Origin of the sequence: Microbacterium sp., assembly GCF_036277215.1 — a bacterium.
In the GTDB taxonomy this organism is placed as follows: domain Bacteria; phylum Actinomycetota; class Actinomycetes; order Actinomycetales; family Microbacteriaceae; genus Microbacterium.
The window spans coordinates 1-15,291 of the sequence record NZ_DASUNI010000166.1 but is presented as its reverse complement, the minus strand read 5'-3'; the positions used below and the strand labels follow the sequence as shown (position 1 = coordinate 15,291).

Here is a 15,291-nt window from a genome sequence, read left to right as displayed (position 1 = left end):
CGAGGTGGCTCCCGGCCGGCCGACACGGCTGGCCGTCGTCGGACTCGGCCGGATGGGACTGCCGATCGCCCGACACCTCGCTCGCATCGGCCACGACGTCACCGTGTACGACAGCGATCCGGGCCGGATGCGGCTCGCGGACGCGTCCGGGCTGCGGCTCGGCGCCTCGGCAGCGGCCATCGCCGACGATGCCGCGGTGCTCGTGGCCATCCTGCCGGGTGCGGCGGAGTTCGAGGACCTGATGCTGGGGCCGTCGGGCATCGTCGACCGACTCGCTGCAGGAAGCTGCTGGCTCGACCTCACCAGCAACGACCCGCGGGTGGCACGGCGGGTGGACGCCGCGTCTTCGGCCCGCGGTGTGCTCGCGGTGGGGGCGCCGATGGCGGGCGGGATCGAAGCCGCCGAGACGGCCTCGCTCGAGTTCTATGTCGGCGGCGCCCCGGCGGCACGAGACCTCGTCGCACCTGTGCTGACCGGACTGGCCAGGCCCGATGGCGTCCGGCTCGCCGGCGACGACATCGGCAGCGGGTATTCCGCCAAGCTGCTGGTCAACCTGCTCTGGTTCGGGCAGGTGGCCGCCGTCTCCGAGGCGCTGCTGCTCGGACGGCGGCTGGGCCTGGCGCCCGCTGAGCTGCGGCGGCTGATCGCCGGCTCGGCCGCCGACAGCTCCTTCGCGCGGCGGCATCTGGACGGCTTGCTCGCCGGAGATTACGCGGAGACGTTCGGCCTGCGTGAATGCGTGGCAGAACTGGACATCGTCACCGAACTGGCGCGCGAAACCGGGTCCCCCTTCGAGGTGTCATCGCTGATCGCACGTCTTCATCACGATGCACTGGACCGCTTCGGCCCGGTGGACGGCGAGATGCTGGTCGCTCGACTGCTCGAAGAGCAGGCGGGCGACCGCCTGCGGGATAGCGGCACCCCAGGCTCGAGCTGACGGACTATACCCCCGCCCGCTGCCCGTTGTACAGGACCCTGCGAAAACACCGGCATTTCGACATCCGCGGCCATCGCGGGAGTAGCGTGAAGAACGGATGTCCTGGACCCCGTCATTCGCGCGGCGCGCAAACTGCGTCGCTGTGAAAGTGACAGGGGTCCGACATGACAACCACATCCCCCCAGATCGAGGCTTCGTCGCCGATCCGACGCACGCGTGAGAAATCAGCGAACGATTTCACCGAGCTGTCGCACCTGATCACCTCGAGCGGCCTCATGCGCCGCCGGTACGGCTACTACTGGACGAAGCTGCTGGCGGTTCCGCTCGTTCTTGCGGCGTTCGTCCTCGTCTTCATCTGGATCGGCGAATCCTGGTGGCAGCTGGTGATGGCCGCGGTCCTGGCCGTCCTCCTCACCCAGGTCGCGATGCTCGGCCACGATGCCGCACACCGGCAGATCTTCCGCTCGGGCAGGTGGAACGACTGGACGTCGCTGATCATCGGAAACCTGTTCGTCGGGATGAGCTACGGCTGGTGGCAGCACAAGCACACCCGCCACCACGCCAATCCGAACAAGATCGGCACCGACCCCGACATCGACCTGCCGGTCATCTCCTTCACACCCGATCAGGCCGACCGGCGCCGGGCGAGCCGAAGGGGGCCGCTCGGCTGGATGATGGCGCACCAGGGGGTGTTCTTCTTCCCCATCCTGCTGCTCGAGGGACTGTCTCTGCACGCGTCGAGCGTGCGCCGGGTGTTCTCAGCCGAGCCGCTGCGGCGCAGGCCCGTCGAGATCGCGTTCATCGCCGTGCGGCTGATCGGCTACGTGGTCCTGGTGTTCCTGGTGCTGTCGCCCGGGCTCGCCTTCGCGTTCCTCGGCGTGCAGCTCGGCCTGTTCGGCGTGTACATGGGCATGTCGTTCGCACCGAACCACAAGGGGATGCCGCTGGTGCCGGCCGACGTGAAGGTCGACTTCCTGCGCCGCCAGGTCCTGATGAGCCGGAACGTGCGCGGCAGTCGCGCGCTCGACACGGTCATGGGCGGGCTCAACTACCAGATCGAGCACCACCTGTTCCCGTCGATGCCGCGGCCCCACCTGCGGGCGGCGTCGAAGATGATCGCACCGTACTGCCGCGACCACGGCGTGGCCTACACCGAGACCGGCCTGTGGCAGTCCTACGGCATCGTGATCCGCTACATCAACCGGGTCGGGCTCGGCGAGCGCGATCCCTTCGAGTGTCCCCTGCTGCAGCAGCGGGCGGCGGTCTAGCCGAAAACCCCGGACCGGCAGCATCCGTACGGCCGTCGAGATCAGCCGTCGGCGGCGGACGGATGCTGCGCGGTCGAGAACCTGATCAGCTTGTGCGTGCCGTCGCACCACGGCTTGATCGCCGAGGAGCCGCATCGGCAGAGCGCGACGGTGCGGCGCGGGTTGCGCAGCACCTCCCCGTCGTCACCGATGATCTCCACCGCACCGCGGATCAGCAGTGGGCCGTCCGTGCAGGCCGTGATCCGAGGCGCTCGCCGCTCATCCATGGACTGAGCTCCTCGATGCAACCGTTCGCAGCGGCATCCTGAGCCGGTCCGCATCGGCGCCGGGGCGCAGCGAGCTGCGGCCCGCCTCGAAGGCGGAGCGCACGGCGTCCGCCGCGCGGCCGTCGACGGCGAGACAGGCCGCCGCACCGAAGAGGATGTCCGGGATCAGGTCCGGCCGATCCTCGCCGAGCGAGCCCGCGAGGTCGTGGGCGGCGATCTGCTCGTGCACCGCGTCGGCCTCGACGTGCTCGTCGAAGTACGCGGTCACCTCGGCGCCGAACCCGAGGCGGCGGAATCCGTCGCCGTACATGCGGTTGGGCAGCGACGAGGTCATCTCGAACGCGGCGAGGTGTCCGACGACCGCGCCGAGCAGTCGAAGGTTGATGCCGAACATCGACATGACGTTCTGCGAGGCCAGCACGATCGCCGGCACCAGGTCCAGGTACGCACCGTACGACGAATCGAGCCCGACGCCGCGCATCGTGCGGGCGAAGATCTCGGCGTGCATGCGGTGGGGATCCCCGGCCCCGTACTCGTCGGATTGGATCTCGACCAGCGCGACCTTGGCTCGCCCGGTCAGTCGCGGAATCGCCCACGAGTGCGGGTCGGCTTCGCGCAGGGTGTAGATGCTGCGCTGGATGACGAACTCACGAGCCTGCTCGAGGCTGGCGTGCTTGGCGACATACCGCGCGAGGGACGGCCCCGGCGTCGGCGCCGTCAGTTCGAACAGGGCTGCAGCGATGTCTGCGGCATCCGCTCGGGGGAGCGCAGGAATCGGTGTGTCGCGCCGAAGCGCATCCTCGAAGCCGCTCTCGAGAGCCGCCCTGGTCTGCAGCAGCGCAGGATGCCACTCCCATTCCGGGTCGATCCAGTCGAGCGAGCCGTAGGCGCACGCGTACAGCAGGAAGAGCGACAGCTGCAGATCCTCATCGGTCGCGATGTCGTCCGTGGCAGCGATCGCCTGGTGCGTCGCGCGCAGCAGAGCGGTGGGCACCGGCGCGGCGGGATCGGCGTGATCCAGCGTGCTGAGGAGCAGACGGCTGACCGGTCCGCGCTCGGCGGCGCGGCCGCGCGGTGCCCCCGCGGTGTCGGCGATCGTCATCGATACTCCTCGTGCGTCTCAGGCCGGGAGGGGCGGCGGGTTCACGCCCCAGTGAACGATCTCACCCCAGCGGTGCGCGTGAGGTGGGCTTGACGAAGTGAGCAGGTGTGATAGCCGGAACGGCCGCCGCGCCTCGAACGCGCGATCGTACGCCGCGCTCCCGTCGATGTCCAGCCCCGGCTCCTCCGGTGGCGGGAGGCGAAGAGTGGGAGCACCCCATCCGGATTCCCAGGAGGATTCATGTATTTCCACGTGCAGCGCCTGATCAACGACATCGAGCAGGACGAGCCGGATCCGGCCGCGGCGAACGCCCTCCAGGAAGGGCTCGGCGGCCAGTTCGGCGAGATGCGGACGATGATGCAGTACCTGTTCCAGAGCATCAACTTCCGCGGTCCCGCCGCCAAGCCCTATCGCGACCTGATCCAGGGCATCGGCACCGAGGAGATCAGCCACGTCGAGCTCATCGGCACGACGATCTCGCGTCTGCTCGACGGGTCGCCTCAGTACCAGGGCAAGAAGACCGACCCGCTCGACAAGCCGGCCGCGGGCGGCGCCGTTCCGCTGAACATCGCGCTGGACACCGGGAACATCCACCACTACCTCGTGGGCGCACAGGGTGCGCTGCCGGTGGATGCCGCGGGCAACCCGTGGCTCGGCTCCTACGTCTACAACTCCGGCAACCTCGTTCTGGACCTGCTCTACAACCTCATGCTGGAGTCCACCGGCCGGCTGCAGAAGTGCCGCCTCTACGAGATGACGGCCAACAAGACGGCCCGCTCGACGATCGCCTACCTGATCGTGCGCGACCAGGCTCACGAGAACGCATTCGCAAAGGCTCTGGAGACCCTCGGCGTCAACTGGAAGAACACGCTTCCGATCCCGAAGACGAATGCGGAGAGCTTCCCCGAGGTGAAGCGACTGCTCGACCTCGGGCTGCAGAGCAAGCAGTTCTCGTTCGACCTGACCGCGGAGTCCGAGGCGGGCAAGATCTTCCAGGGCATGTCGCCGTCGAAGGACGGAACCACGCTGGATGCGAGCGAGCAGGCTCCGGAGGGTGTCCCGTCCGTGATCTCGCCCGAACGGTTCGAGGAGTTCTCACCCGGCACCGACAAGGACCTGATCGCGCTGATCGAAGCCACCGCGGCGATGGAGATGGCCGACATCGACGCGACCTTCGGCAGGCTCTGACAGCGCCGAGCGCCACAGGGGAGGTGGGCGGATGACATTCGAGCCCAGGCACGCGATCGTCACGGGATCCGACTCGGGCATCGGCCGCGCCACCGCTGTGGCGCTCGCCGATGCCGGATTGGACGTCGGCATCACCTGGCACACCGACGAGCAGGGTGCAGCCGAGACAGCCCGGATGGTCCGCGGCCGCGGCGGGCGGGCCGTCGTCTCCCGGCTGGATGCGGCCGAGACCGCCGGCGCGGGTTCGGTGCTCGACGCGCTCATCGACGAACTCGGCGGATGCGACGTGTTCGTCAACAACGCCGGAACCGGCGACACCGCGCCGTTCGTCGAGCTGACCCTGGAGCAGTGGCGCCACACCGTGGCGGTCGATCTCGAGGGGCCGTTCGTCCTCCTCCAGCGCGCGGCGCGGCACATGGTGGCAGCCGGGCGCGGGGGGCGACTCATCGCGATCACCAGCGTGCACGAGCACCAGCCGCGCGTGGGCTCCGCTGCGTACGACGCGGCGAAGCACGGACTCGGCGGGTTGATCAAGACGATCGCGCTGGAGCTGGGCCAGCACGGCATCACCGCGAACTCGGTCGCTCCGGGCGAGATAGCCACGCCGATGACCGATCAGGAGGATGTCGACCCGCGCGCCGTAGATCGGCCGGGCGTCCCGCTCGGGCGGCCGGGCGATCCGGACGAGATCGCCGCTGTGGTCGCCTTCCTGGCCTCGCCGGCGGCGTCGTACGTGACCGGCGCCTCCTGGGCGGTGGACGGCGGGATGCTGCAGATGGGACCGCAGGCCGGCTCCCACATCACCGGCCACGAGTGGCGGAAGGCGAGCGACTAGCCTCCGTCAGCCGTGGCGCGAGAGGCTGGTGATGATCGCGACCAGCCCGGCCAGTGAGACGACGACGAGAAGGAAGGTCCGGGCGGGATTGTGGTCGTACGCGGCGCGGACCCGGGCGACGGCATCCGTGGACGCACTTCGGGCTGCTTCGACGATGTCGCCGACAGGTCCGGGAACGGCCGTCTCGGCGCCGACGGACGAGGCGTACGCGGGTTCGACGGAATCGACGGAGCCGACGGGGAATTCGATCGTGTACGTGGCCATGAGATCCTCCTGTTGGGTTGCGTCGGAGTGCACGGATGAGCTGCGCCGACTCGCCGGGTATGCCGCACCCGAACGGTCCGCTACCTCTGCCCAGTCCCGCGCTCTACACGTGGTTGACCAGTGGAGTCCACCGGGGTCTGGGGCAACTGCGTCCAATGTAGGGGGACCGTCGTGCAGACGCAAGGATCGATTTTGCCCGACGTGAGACACGGAGCGGGCGGCGCACGGCGCCGTGTTCTTCTTCTCCGGCGGCGGCACGATCGGCCGCCCCGGCCCTCAACCTGCGTGCAGGATCTCGCAGTCGCCTCCGGGCGCGAGGATGGCCTGATGGCCGTCGTCATACCGGACGACGAGCAGCGGGTTCTCCTCGCTGCCGCGCACCTCGATGACCTCGCCCACGCGCTCGGCGGCGCCGACGATTCGTCCGTGGATACGGACGCGATCACCCACTGTGGCGTGCATCGTCGACCACCTCCCAGGGTCAGAATAGCGCGCGCGTGACGGTCAGACGAGGGGTCTCCGGGGTGCATCCGGCTGGCTGAGCACGAGGCCCCGAGCGCGTCGAGAACCCCGCCGGAACTCGGATGGTGAGCCGAAGCGCAGCTGGATAGCGTGGGCGCGTGACCTCGGATCTCATCGATGCGGCGCTCATCGACGACGCGCTGGTGAAGGCCCTGCTCCGCGAGCAGTTCCCGCAGTGGGACGGGCTGCCGGTGCGATCCGTCGAGCGGGGCGGAAACGACCACCGGATGTTCCGGCTCGGCCATGACCTCGTCGTGCGCCTCCCCAGCGCCCCCGGCTACGTGCCGCAGGTCGACAAGGAGCAGACCTGGCTGCCCCGCCTCGCGCCGCTGCTGCCCCTGCCCGTTCCGCAGGTCCGGGGCATCGGGCGACCCTCCGCCGCATTTCCCGCACCGTGGTCGATATACGAGTGGGTGGCGGGAGAGCCGGCATCGGCCGCTTCGGTCGACGACCCGTCGCGGTTCGCGGCGGATCTCGCCGGCTTCCTGCGCGCTCTGCGGTCGGTCGACACGTCCGGCGCCCCCGGCCCCGGTCTGCACAGCGCATTCCGCGGCGGTCCGGTGGCGCACTGGGATGCGGAGATGAGCGACATCCTGCATCGCGTGCAGGGCCGCGAGCGCGACGCCGCGATCGGAATCTGGCGAGACGCCCTCGCCGCGCCATTCGGCGGACCGCCTACCTGGTTCCATGGCGACGTAGCCACGGGCAATCTGCTCGTGCGCAACGGCGCCCTCAGCGCAGTCATCGACTTCGGATGCTCCGGAGTCGGCGACGCCGCGTGCGACACGGTCATCCTGTGGACGTACTTCCGTGGTCGCGCGCGGGAGATCTTCCGCCGGGAGCTCGCCGTCGACGAGGCGACGTGGGCCCGCGGCCGCGGCTGGGCGCTGTGGAAGGCCCTGATCATGCTGACCAATAAGCCGCCCCGTCAGGCGGAATTCGCCCGGCGCGTACTCGACGTACTGTTCGCCGGCGCGTGATGGTCGGAGCCGGCCGTCAGCGGAAGCCCTCAGCCTGCGTCTGCTCATCCGCAACCCGGACGCCGTAGCGGTACGCGAGCTTGCCGCCGAGCCAGCCCGAGATCCCGACCAGAAGCAGGCCGACCACGCTGAGCACCAGGCCCACCACGCTGATCTCCTCGTGACCCTGCGCGGCGCGTACGGCCCAGCCGATCGCGAAAACGACGACCGCGGCCAGGTTGAGGGTCATGTGAGTCAGTGCGGTGCGGCGAGCCGGAGTCCCGGACGCAAGCCTCGTGAGGTCCAGGAGCCCGAAGACCGCAGCGACGACGGCACCGATGATGCCGATCGCGATCAGAATCTGCGCGCCGATCGCGTATGGCGTCGGGTCCTCGGCGAACAGGCCGAGGATGTCGAAGATCACGCTGGCCGTCCATGTGCCGATCGGGATGGTGACCATGATCGGATGGAACGGGTGCCCGTACGGCCCCGCGAGCGGTGACCGAGGATGCTTGGCTCGGGTCTGCGGGCGACTGTCGTTCATGTTCCGTCCTCCTCGGTCGAGCGCGGGCTGGTCGGTGGACTCGCCTGAATCGACGGTACGGCGGCCGTCGAGCCCGCATGAGGGGCTTGACAGCGCACGCAGGGAGTGCGGGATCGCGACAGGAGCGCTCACCTCTCCGCTCCTGGTAGCGCCGACGACTGAGGACCGCAAGGCCCTGCGCCCCCCTGACCCGTGGCACAGGATGAGGGCATGAGCGAAAAGTCCGATCTGCGGGGCAAGACCATCGTCATCACCGGCGCGTCGAGCGGTCTCGGCCGCGGTGCCGCGGAGAAGCTCGCCGGCGAGGGCGCCAACGTCGTGATCGCCGCGCGCCGAGGGCGCGTTCTCGACGAGCTGGCGGAACAGATCCGAGCGGCGGGCGGCGTCGCGCTCGCCGTCGAGGCCGACGTCAGCGAACCCGACGACATCGCCCGACTCGCCGCTGCGGCCCTGGACCGATTCGGGCGCATCGACGTGTGGATCAACAACGTCGGCATCGGAGCGCTCGGAGCGTTCTGGGAGGTGCCGATCGAAGACCACGCGCGCGTCATCGACGTCAACCTGAAGGGTCTCCTCTACGGCGCGCACGCGGCGCTGCGACAGTTCCGGGCGCAGGGCGAGGGGATCCTCGTGAATGTCGGATCTGTCGAAAGCGAGGTCCCACTCGTCTACCAGTCCTCCTACGCGGCGTCCAAGGCCGCCGTGCTGAGCCTCAGCAGAGGGCTGAACGAAGAGCTCCGGCTCACCGGCGAGCAGCACACCATCAAGGTCGGCACGATCATGCCGTGGGCGGTGGACACGCCGTGGTGGACGCACGCCGCGAACTACACCGGTCAGGCGCCGCGCATGGCGCCGATGGACGACCCCGCGGCGACCATCGACGCGATCGTGCAGGCGTGCACGTCGCCGAAGGAGGAGCACCGCATCGGCGTGAAAGCCCACATCGCCGACATCTCGCATCGCCTCTTCCCCCACCTCACCGAGCGGCTCTCGGCGAAGACCGCCGACGCGGAGTCGCAGAAGGGATCACCCGTTCCGCCGACGACCGGGGCGATCCACGCGCCGATCGATGAGGGCACGACCGTCGAGGGCGGCGTCCGCGAGCGGATGAGACGAGAGGATGCCGCGCGGCGCGAGTGAACCGGCGAGCGGCGAAGCACGGCACGTGCCCGCCGGTGATCATCACATCTCGTAGTCGTCCCAGTCCGGTGGTGTCTCGGTTTTCGCGATCTCGGCGGTCGGCGACGGCGAACCGAAGTGCCGCAGACGATCCGCCTCCTCACGCATGAATGTGACGAGTCGCTCATCGGCCACCTCGTCGAAATCCGATTTCTCCTCGTTCGAGATCAGCTGGCTCGCCGGTCCGATCAGCACTTCTGCGCGACCGCGCGAGCCGTCCTCATTGAGGATCGGCACGTCGACCGTGGAGGACGATCCCACCTGGGCGAGCGCCTGCGCGTAGTCCAGGAGCGCACGCGCGATCGCCGTGCCGGTGACGATCGAATTCCCCGCGTAGTGAATCCTGTCCATACGTCATCTATACCGTCTCGAAATCCGCCGCACCCGGGTCTTTCTTTATCGACGAGCGTGAGGTACACGTCGCATGCATCCGTGTTCGGCCGCGGCTCGCGCGGATATCCCACGCGACCCGTTCCGTCAAGGGCACCTGGGCGAATACGCCGCCCCCGCACACTGAGTCGATGGACACGCCACCCGCTCAGCTGCCCGACCTCGTGTGCTTCTCGCACCTTCGGTGGGACTTCGTCTATCAGCGGCCTCAACATCTGATGAGTCGGTTCGCGGAGGTCAGGCGAGTGGTGTTCGTCGAGGAGCCGGTGTTCGAGCCGGCGGCGCAACCGCACCTGCGGATCTCCGGCAGGGACGGCGGCGTCGAGGTGGTCGTTCCGGTGCTGGCGGACGGCACCGACGCGCGCGAGTCCATCGCGCTGCAGCGTGCGATGCTGACCGATCACATCGACCGGACCACCAGCGCCTCGCCGACCTTCTGGTTCCAGACGCCGACGGCCCTGCCCGTTGCGCCGACCGAGCTCGCGGGCGTCGTCGTGTACGACTGCATGGACGAGCTGAGCGCGTTCGACGGAGCTCCTCCCTCGCTGATCTTCAACGAGAAGCAGCTTCTGACGCGCGCCGACCTGGTCTTCACCGGCGGTCGCGCGCTGTACGAGGCCAAGCAGTCCAAGCACACCAACGTGCACTGCTTCCCCAGTGGAATCGACACATCCCACTTCGCCCGGGCCCGCGGCCACCGGCACGGCGACGCCTGCGCCGGCGGGTTGCCCGACATGCCTGCCGGAACGCGGATCGGCTTCGCCGGTGTCATCGACGAGCGCCTGGATGTGGCATTGCTCGCCGCTCTCGCGCAGACCCGCCCGGATTTCCAGTTCGTGATGGTCGGACCGGTGGTCAAGATCGATCCCGAGACCCTGCCTCGTCGCGACAACATCCACTACCTCGGCATGCGTCCGTACGACCAGCTGCCCGAGATCATGGCCGAGTGGGATGCCGCGATGATGCCGTTCGCGAAGAACGCGGCGACGCGCTACATCAGCCCGACGAAGACGCCCGAGTATCTCGCAGCCGGGCTGCCGGTCATCTCCACCAGCATCCGGGACGTCGTCCGGCAGTACGGCGACGCGGGGCTCGTGGGCATCGCGGACGACGTCGGCGCTTTCGCGGACGCGATCGACGCCGCCCTGGCGACCCGCGACGACCCTGCCCGGCAGGTGGCCGCCGATGCGGCACTCGATCAGCTGTCGTGGGACTCCATCTGGACGCGGATGGCCGCCCTGGAACGAGCCGCGACGCTGGCGGCGGCGGCGGGCGAGGTCCAGCACGCCGCGGACGCTCGTTGATACATGACGCTCGCACCGCCCCGGAGATCTGGGGCGGGATCGAGTGCACACTGAACCGTGTCGGCGACCGGCACCACAGCCAGCTCGCGTCGAGCGGCCACCTGGATCGCATCGAGAGCGACCTCGACCAGATCGCGTCGCTGGGTCTGTCGGCGCTGCGATACCCGGTTCTGTGGGACCAGGTCGAGCAGCCAGGCGGTCTCGATTTCGCCTACGCGGACCGCGCCATGAGCTGGTTCCGTGGTGAGGCGATGCGGCCCATCGTCGGACTGCTCCACCACGGCAGCGGACCGCTGTCGACGTCGCTGGCCGATCCTGCGATGCCCGAACGGTTCGCCGGATTCGCTGCATCCGTCGCCCGCCGTCACCCCTGGGTCAGCGACTACACGCCGATCAACGAGCCGTTGACGACCGCACGCTTCTCCGGGCTTTACGGCCACTGGTACCCGCATGCGCTCGACGACCGTTCATTCGTGCGGATGCTGCTCACGCAGACGCGGGCAACGGTGCTCGCCATGAGGGCGATCCGTGACATCAATCCTGCGGCCCGACTGATCCAGACCGAGGACCTGGGCCGCGCGAGCGGAACCCGACGTGTGCTCGAGCAGGTCGAGTTCGAGAACGCACGGCGCTGGCTTTCGTTCGACCTGCTGTGCGGCTCCGTCGTGCCGGGACACCACCTGTACGACTACCTGACCGGGCTCGGCGGTGCAGAGGCGCGCGAACTGGAGTGGTTCACGAGCAACAGCTGCCCTCCGGACGTACTCGGCATCAACCACTACCCGCGCAGCAACCGCTGGCTCGATCACCGAGTAGGACTCTACGACGTCTCGACCAGGGGCGGTAACACCACGGTGCAATACGCCGACGTCGCGACGTGCGACTTCCCGTTCGCAGCCTCGCCGACGCTCTCGTCACTCATCGAAGAGGCCTGGCACCGCTACCGGATACCGGTCGCACTGACCGAAGTGCACATCCACGCCGAGTCCGCGCAACGCATCGCGTGGTGGTCTCACGCCGTCGCTGCGGCCACGGAGTCGATGCACCGCGGCGCGGATGTGCGTGCGGTCACCACGTGGAGCCTGCTCGGCTCATTCGACTGGGACACCCTCTGCACCAGTGTCGACGATCGTGTCACCTACGAGCGGGGCGCGTTCGATATCTCCAGCGGCGCACGGCTCGAGACACCCCTGGCCGCAGCCGTCCGGCAGACGACCGGCGCCGTGCTGGCCGCCCGGCAGGTGGCGTAGCCATTCCGTGAGCAGGGCGCAGCGCGGTCAGGATGCGATTACGCTGAGCCTCCCGCCCGGTGATACGGGCCGAAGACGCGGTGTCGCGTCGCGAATGAGGTGGTCGGATGCTCATCACCGGTGCTGTGCTGGAACGGTCTGGCGCTGAGCCGCCGTACGCCGAGTCCCGACCCTTCCGGGTGGGAGCGCTCGAGCTCGACGGGCCCGCGCACGGGGAGCTGCTCGTCCGCATCGAGGCGGCGGGGGTGTGCCACTCCGATCTCAGCGTCGTCGACGGCAACCGCCCTCGGCCGCTGCCGATGCTGCTCGGTCACGAGGCGGCCGGCATCGTCGAGGAGGTCGGCTCCGGGGTCACGGATGTCGCGACCGGCGAGCGGGTCGTCATGACGTTCCTGCCCCGCTGCGGCCGATGCGAGGCCTGCGGCACCGATGGCCGGCTTCCGTGCTCGGTCGGCTCCGCGGCGAACGCGGCGGGCACGCTGGTCGGCGGCGGCCGGCGGCTTTCCCGCGACGGCGTCGCCGTCCACCACCACCTGGGCGTCAGCGGCTTCGCGACGCACGCGGTGGTCAGCAGGAGCTCGATCGTCCCCGTCGACCCCGATGTGCCCGCCGAGATCGCGGCGCTGCTCGGGTGCGCCGTGCTCACCGGGGGCGGTGCGGTCATCAACGCCGCACGCCCCGCGGAAGGTTCGACGGTGGTCATCGTCGGTCTCGGCGGAGTCGGGATGGCGGCGCTGCTGGTCGCGCTCGCGCTCGGGCTCGAGGTCGTCGGAGTCGACGCCCTCCCTGCCAAGCTCGAGCTCGCACGGTCGCTGGGAGCCGCGGCCGCGCACCTGCCTGCGGACGCGATCGACCTCGGCGTCCGGAGCCCCGTCGTGATCGAGGCCGCCGGCTCAGCCCGAGCGTTCGAGACCGCGCTGGCGCTGACGGAGCCGGGCGGGACGACGGTCACCGTCGGTCTGGCTGCGCCGGATGCCCGCGCGGCGGTGTCGCCGCTGCTGCTGACCGCCGAAGCGCGGACGATCGTCGGCAGCTATCTCGGCTCTGCGGTGCCGAGCCGCGACATCCCGCGCTACGTCGAGATGTGGCGTGCGGGTCGACTGCCCCTCGAGAAGCTCGTCTCGTCGCGCGTCCGACTCGGCGAGATCGAAGAGGCGATGGACCGGCTCGCCACGGGTTCGGAGCTTCGCCAGATCATCACCTTCGACCCGGATTCCGGCTGAGCGGGGGTCCACCGCCCCCGCGCGGTCCGCGCGACCGTACACCCGGCGCGCGTCTGCGTCCACCCTGGCTGCGCCGGAGGGCAGGGGCGTAGGGTTCGGTTCACCAGTGAGCGAAGGAGCACCCCATGACCGGAGCGGACAACCCAGCCGGCGGCAACACCGACGACGGGTCCCTCGAGGGGCCCGACGTGGAGCTGCCCACCGGCGGCGGCCTCGAAGAGAACGACTCCGAGGGCACGCCAAAGCCCGGCGGACTCGGCCAGGACGGCACGATTCCCCCCGCCCCCGACGGCGTGGCCGCGGGGCACACCGGCGAGCAGTCGACCTTCGAGCCCGAGGAGGACGAAGCGGCGGACGCGTGATCCGCCCGGCGTCATCACCCTGATGAGCCTCAGGTCAGCCAGGCGTACCCGTACGGCCCCAGCTTCAGCCCTCGATGCACACTGCCGGTGACGGCATCCGTTCCGCTCAGGGTCGGCAGCTCGACGTCCTCGCCGCTCACGTTGATCACGGCGGTGATCTCGTCGGCGGTGCCCGCCGCGCGGCGGATGACGAGGACACGGTCGTCCACCGGGACGACCGACTGATCGGCGAAGGGTGAGAAGCCCGGAAGGGTGCGCCTGACCTCCAAGAGGCGCCGCAGACCCTCCAGCAGACCCGATCGGCGCGGCGACGAGACGAGCTCCGCCGCCAGCTGATCGGCATCCAACACCTCTCGGTTGATGCGGCGCGCGATGTCGGTCTCTTCCATCCCCACGTGGTCCTGTCCCGAGCCGAGCAGCGAGTGATAGTAGATCGCGGGCACGCCCACCACCGAGAGGAGGATCGCGTGCGCTGCCAGTCCGCGGGCCACCGCCGCCGCATCGGGATCGGGGTCGTCGGGGTCCACGAGTGCGTCGAGGAAGTTCGTGTTCAGCTCGTACACCCCCTCGGAGCCGTCGGGCCGACGGGCCATCGACACCCGCCCGCCGCGCGCCAGCGTGCGCTCGACGAGAAGCGCGCGGTCGTCGTCGGTGAGAAGGCCTTCGGTCGGCCGGATGCCGATGCCGTCATGGCTCGCGAGGAAATTGAACCAGGTGGCGGTCGGGCTGACCGGGCCGATACCCGACGCCCATGCGGCCAGCGAGGTCGCCCGCCCGGTGACGAACGCGTGGAGCACGAGGGGCGGCAGCGCGAACTGGTACACCATGTGCGCCTCGTTCGAGCCGTCGCCGAAATACGTGATGTTGTCGGCGTGCGGGACATTGGTCTCGGTCAGCAGCAGCGTTCCGGGCGCGAGCGCGTCCACGAGCACCCGCCAGATCCGGATGATCGCGTGCGTCTGGGGGAGATGGATGCAGGTGCTGCCGGACTCCTTCCACAGATAGCCGATCGCATCCAGGCGCACCGTCGTGGCACCGCGGGCCAGGTAGCCGAGGAGCACATCGGTGAGGTCGAGCAGAACGGCGGGCGTGCTCGGGTCGATGTCGACCTGGTCGGGTCCGAAGGTCGTCCACGCGCGCGCCGTCGTGCCGTCCGGACGCAGGTACTCGTGCACGAGCGGAGTCGTGCGAGGCCGCACCACGTGCGAGACGTCGAAATCGGCGCCGGGCTCCAGGAAGTAGCCGTCGAACGCGGGGTCGCGCGCCAGCCAGCCGCGGAACCAGGGGCTGGAGCTGGACACGTGGTTCGCGACGAAGTCCAGCGCGAGGGCGTGGTCGGCGCGCAGCTCGGCGACATCGTCCCACGAGCCGAGCTCCGGATTGACCTCGCGATGGTCGACCACGCCGAAGCCGTCGTCGCTGGTCCACGGGTAGATCGGCAGCAGGTGCACATCGGTGACGGCGTCGCGGACGTGCTCGCGCAGCACCGAGGCGAGCGTGTGCAGCGGCGCCTCACCGGCACGGCGGAACGCGTCGCCGTAGGCGATGAGATACGCCGTGCCCTCGTCGGGGCGCTCCCGCTCGGTACGGTCGAGCTCCGGTGCCCAGCGCTCCGCCAGATCCAGGAGCCCGCCGAGCACCTCGTCGGCGCGTGGACCGTACAGCTGCGTGACAAGCGACGTCAGCTGCGCGCGGAGA

The 15,291-nt window shown here is 69.5% G+C and carries 17 protein-coding genes; 10 read left to right on the top strand and 7 right to left on the bottom strand.

Annotated elements, in window-relative coordinates; translation table 11 throughout:
- Positions 1-4: 4 nt before the first annotated feature.
- Complete coding sequence (locus tag VFX99_RS08445) at positions 5-937, top strand: NAD(P)-dependent oxidoreductase (RefSeq protein ID WP_329665851.1); 933 nt, start codon at positions 5-7, stop codon at positions 935-937.
- 164 nt (positions 938-1,101) lie between these two features.
- Complete coding sequence (locus VFX99_RS08440; RefSeq protein ID WP_329665850.1) at positions 1,102-2,205, top strand: acyl-CoA desaturase; 1,104 nt, start codon at positions 1,102-1,104, stop codon at positions 2,203-2,205.
- A gap of 41 nt (positions 2,206-2,246) precedes the next feature.
- Here VFX99_RS08440 and VFX99_RS08435 read toward each other — a convergent pair whose 3' ends face one another.
- Positions 2,247-2,471: a CDGSH iron-sulfur domain-containing protein gene (locus VFX99_RS08435; protein ID WP_329665849.1), complete on the bottom strand. Its 225-nt coding sequence runs from the start codon at positions 2,469-2,471 to the stop codon at positions 2,247-2,249.
- Positions 2,464-3,573 (bottom strand): iron-containing redox enzyme family protein, encoded by a 1,110-nt coding sequence (locus tag VFX99_RS08430; protein WP_329665848.1) that lies wholly within the window; start codon positions 3,571-3,573, stop codon positions 2,464-2,466. Before VFX99_RS08430 ends, VFX99_RS08435 begins: the two co-directional genes overlap by 8 nt.
- Before the next feature lie 240 nt (positions 3,574-3,813).
- Here VFX99_RS08430 and VFX99_RS08425 point away from each other — a divergent pair, with 240 nt between their 5' ends.
- Together VFX99_RS08425 and VFX99_RS08420 are read left to right on the top strand one after the other, a co-directional pair.
- Positions 3,814-4,761 (top strand): manganese catalase family protein, encoded by a 948-nt coding sequence (locus VFX99_RS08425; protein WP_329665847.1) that lies wholly within the window; start codon positions 3,814-3,816, stop codon positions 4,759-4,761.
- Between the two features lie 31 nt (positions 4,762-4,792).
- Positions 4,793-5,596: an SDR family oxidoreductase gene (locus VFX99_RS08420; protein WP_329665846.1), complete on the top strand. Its 804-nt coding sequence runs from the start codon at positions 4,793-4,795 to the stop codon at positions 5,594-5,596.
- Between the two features lie 6 nt (positions 5,597-5,602).
- Here VFX99_RS08420 and VFX99_RS08415 read toward each other — a convergent pair whose 3' ends face one another.
- A complete protein-coding gene (locus VFX99_RS08415; protein ID WP_329665845.1) occupies positions 5,603-5,860 on the bottom strand; it encodes a hypothetical protein in 258 nt (85 codons plus the stop codon).
- Positions 5,861-6,136: 276 nt separating this feature from the next.
- Entirely contained in the window at positions 6,137-6,322 is a 186-nt protein-coding gene (locus VFX99_RS08410) for a DUF1918 domain-containing protein (RefSeq protein WP_329665844.1), read from the bottom strand.
- Between the two features lie 158 nt (positions 6,323-6,480).
- Here VFX99_RS08410 and VFX99_RS08405 point away from each other — a divergent pair, with 158 nt between their 5' ends.
- Entirely contained in the window at positions 6,481-7,362 is an 882-nt protein-coding gene (locus tag VFX99_RS08405) for an aminoglycoside phosphotransferase family protein (protein ID WP_329665843.1), read from the top strand.
- Between the two features lie 16 nt (positions 7,363-7,378).
- On the opposite strand, the gene VFX99_RS08400 is transcribed toward VFX99_RS08405, so the two are convergent.
- Positions 7,379-7,885 carry a DUF2231 domain-containing protein gene (locus tag VFX99_RS08400; RefSeq protein WP_329665842.1) on the bottom strand — a complete coding sequence of 169 codons (507 nt, stop codon included), beginning with the start codon at positions 7,883-7,885 and terminating at the stop codon, positions 7,379-7,381.
- Positions 7,886-8,095: 210 nt separating this feature from the next.
- On the opposite strand from VFX99_RS08400, the gene VFX99_RS08395 reads away from it, so the two are divergent.
- On the top strand, positions 8,096-9,025 hold the full coding sequence (locus VFX99_RS08395; protein WP_329665841.1) for an SDR family NAD(P)-dependent oxidoreductase: 930 nt from the start codon (positions 8,096-8,098) through the stop codon (positions 9,023-9,025).
- Positions 9,026-9,067: 42 nt separating this feature from the next.
- Here VFX99_RS08395 and VFX99_RS08390 read toward each other — a convergent pair whose 3' ends face one another.
- Positions 9,068-9,415, bottom strand: a complete 348-nt coding sequence (locus VFX99_RS08390; RefSeq protein WP_329665840.1) for a hypothetical protein — start codon at positions 9,413-9,415, stop codon at positions 9,068-9,070.
- A gap of 170 nt (positions 9,416-9,585) precedes the next feature.
- On the opposite strand from VFX99_RS08390, the gene VFX99_RS08385 reads away from it, so the two are divergent.
- The 4 genes from VFX99_RS08385 (at position 9,586) to VFX99_RS08370 (ending at position 13,593) form a co-directional block, all read left to right on the top strand.
- Positions 9,586-10,758: a glycosyltransferase gene (locus tag VFX99_RS08385; RefSeq protein WP_329665839.1), complete on the top strand. Its 1,173-nt coding sequence runs from the start codon at positions 9,586-9,588 to the stop codon at positions 10,756-10,758.
- Positions 10,755-12,008 carry a family 1 glycosylhydrolase gene (locus tag VFX99_RS08380; protein WP_329665838.1) on the top strand — a complete coding sequence of 418 codons (1,254 nt, stop codon included), beginning with the start codon at positions 10,755-10,757 and terminating at the stop codon, positions 12,006-12,008. The genes VFX99_RS08385 and VFX99_RS08380 overlap by 4 nt, the downstream gene beginning before the upstream one ends.
- 107 nt (positions 12,009-12,115) lie before the next feature.
- A complete protein-coding gene (locus VFX99_RS08375) occupies positions 12,116-13,231 on the top strand; it encodes an alcohol dehydrogenase catalytic domain-containing protein (protein ID WP_329665837.1) in 1,116 nt (371 codons plus the stop codon).
- Positions 13,232-13,356: 125 nt separating this feature from the next.
- Positions 13,357-13,593: a hypothetical protein gene (locus tag VFX99_RS08370; protein WP_329665836.1), complete on the top strand. Its 237-nt coding sequence runs from the start codon at positions 13,357-13,359 to the stop codon at positions 13,591-13,593.
- A gap of 29 nt (positions 13,594-13,622) precedes the next feature.
- Here the strand turns inward: VFX99_RS08370 and VFX99_RS08365 are convergent.
- On the bottom strand, positions 13,623-15,291 hold a 1,669-nt coding region (locus tag VFX99_RS08365; protein ID WP_329665835.1), incomplete at its 5' end, for an alpha-amylase family glycosyl hydrolase.

Bases quoted from the DNA above. Each gene is read 5' to 3' on its own strand.
- VFX99_RS08440 (WP_329665850.1), top strand. From the start codon at position 1,102: ATGACAACCACATCCCCCCAGATCGAGGCTTCGTCGCCGATCCGACGC.
- VFX99_RS08435 (WP_329665849.1), bottom strand. From the start codon at position 2,471: ATGGATGAGCGGCGAGCGCCTCGGATCACGGCCTGCACGGACGGCCCA.
- VFX99_RS08430 (WP_329665848.1), bottom strand. From the start codon at position 3,573: ATGACGATCGCCGACACCGCGGGGGCACCGCGCGGCCGCGCCGCCGAG.
- VFX99_RS08425 (WP_329665847.1), top strand. From the start codon at position 3,814: ATGTATTTCCACGTGCAGCGCCTGATCAACGACATCGAGCAGGACGAG.
- VFX99_RS08420 (WP_329665846.1), top strand. From the start codon at position 4,793: ATGACATTCGAGCCCAGGCACGCGATCGTCACGGGATCCGACTCGGGC.
- VFX99_RS08415 (WP_329665845.1), bottom strand. From the start codon at position 5,860: ATGGCCACGTACACGATCGAATTCCCCGTCGGCTCCGTCGATTCCGTC.
- VFX99_RS08410 (WP_329665844.1), bottom strand. From the start codon at position 6,322: ATGCACGCCACAGTGGGTGATCGCGTCCGTATCCACGGACGAATCGTC.
- VFX99_RS08400 (WP_329665842.1), bottom strand. From the start codon at position 7,885: ATGAACGACAGTCGCCCGCAGACCCGAGCCAAGCATCCTCGGTCACCG.
- VFX99_RS08395 (WP_329665841.1), top strand. From the start codon at position 8,096: ATGAGCGAAAAGTCCGATCTGCGGGGCAAGACCATCGTCATCACCGGC.
- VFX99_RS08390 (WP_329665840.1), bottom strand. From the start codon at position 9,415: ATGGACAGGATTCACTACGCGGGGAATTCGATCGTCACCGGCACGGCG.
- VFX99_RS08385 (WP_329665839.1), top strand. From the start codon at position 9,586: ATGGACACGCCACCCGCTCAGCTGCCCGACCTCGTGTGCTTCTCGCAC.
- VFX99_RS08375 (WP_329665837.1), top strand. From the start codon at position 12,116: ATGCTCATCACCGGTGCTGTGCTGGAACGGTCTGGCGCTGAGCCGCCG.
- VFX99_RS08370 (WP_329665836.1), top strand. From the start codon at position 13,357: ATGACCGGAGCGGACAACCCAGCCGGCGGCAACACCGACGACGGGTCC.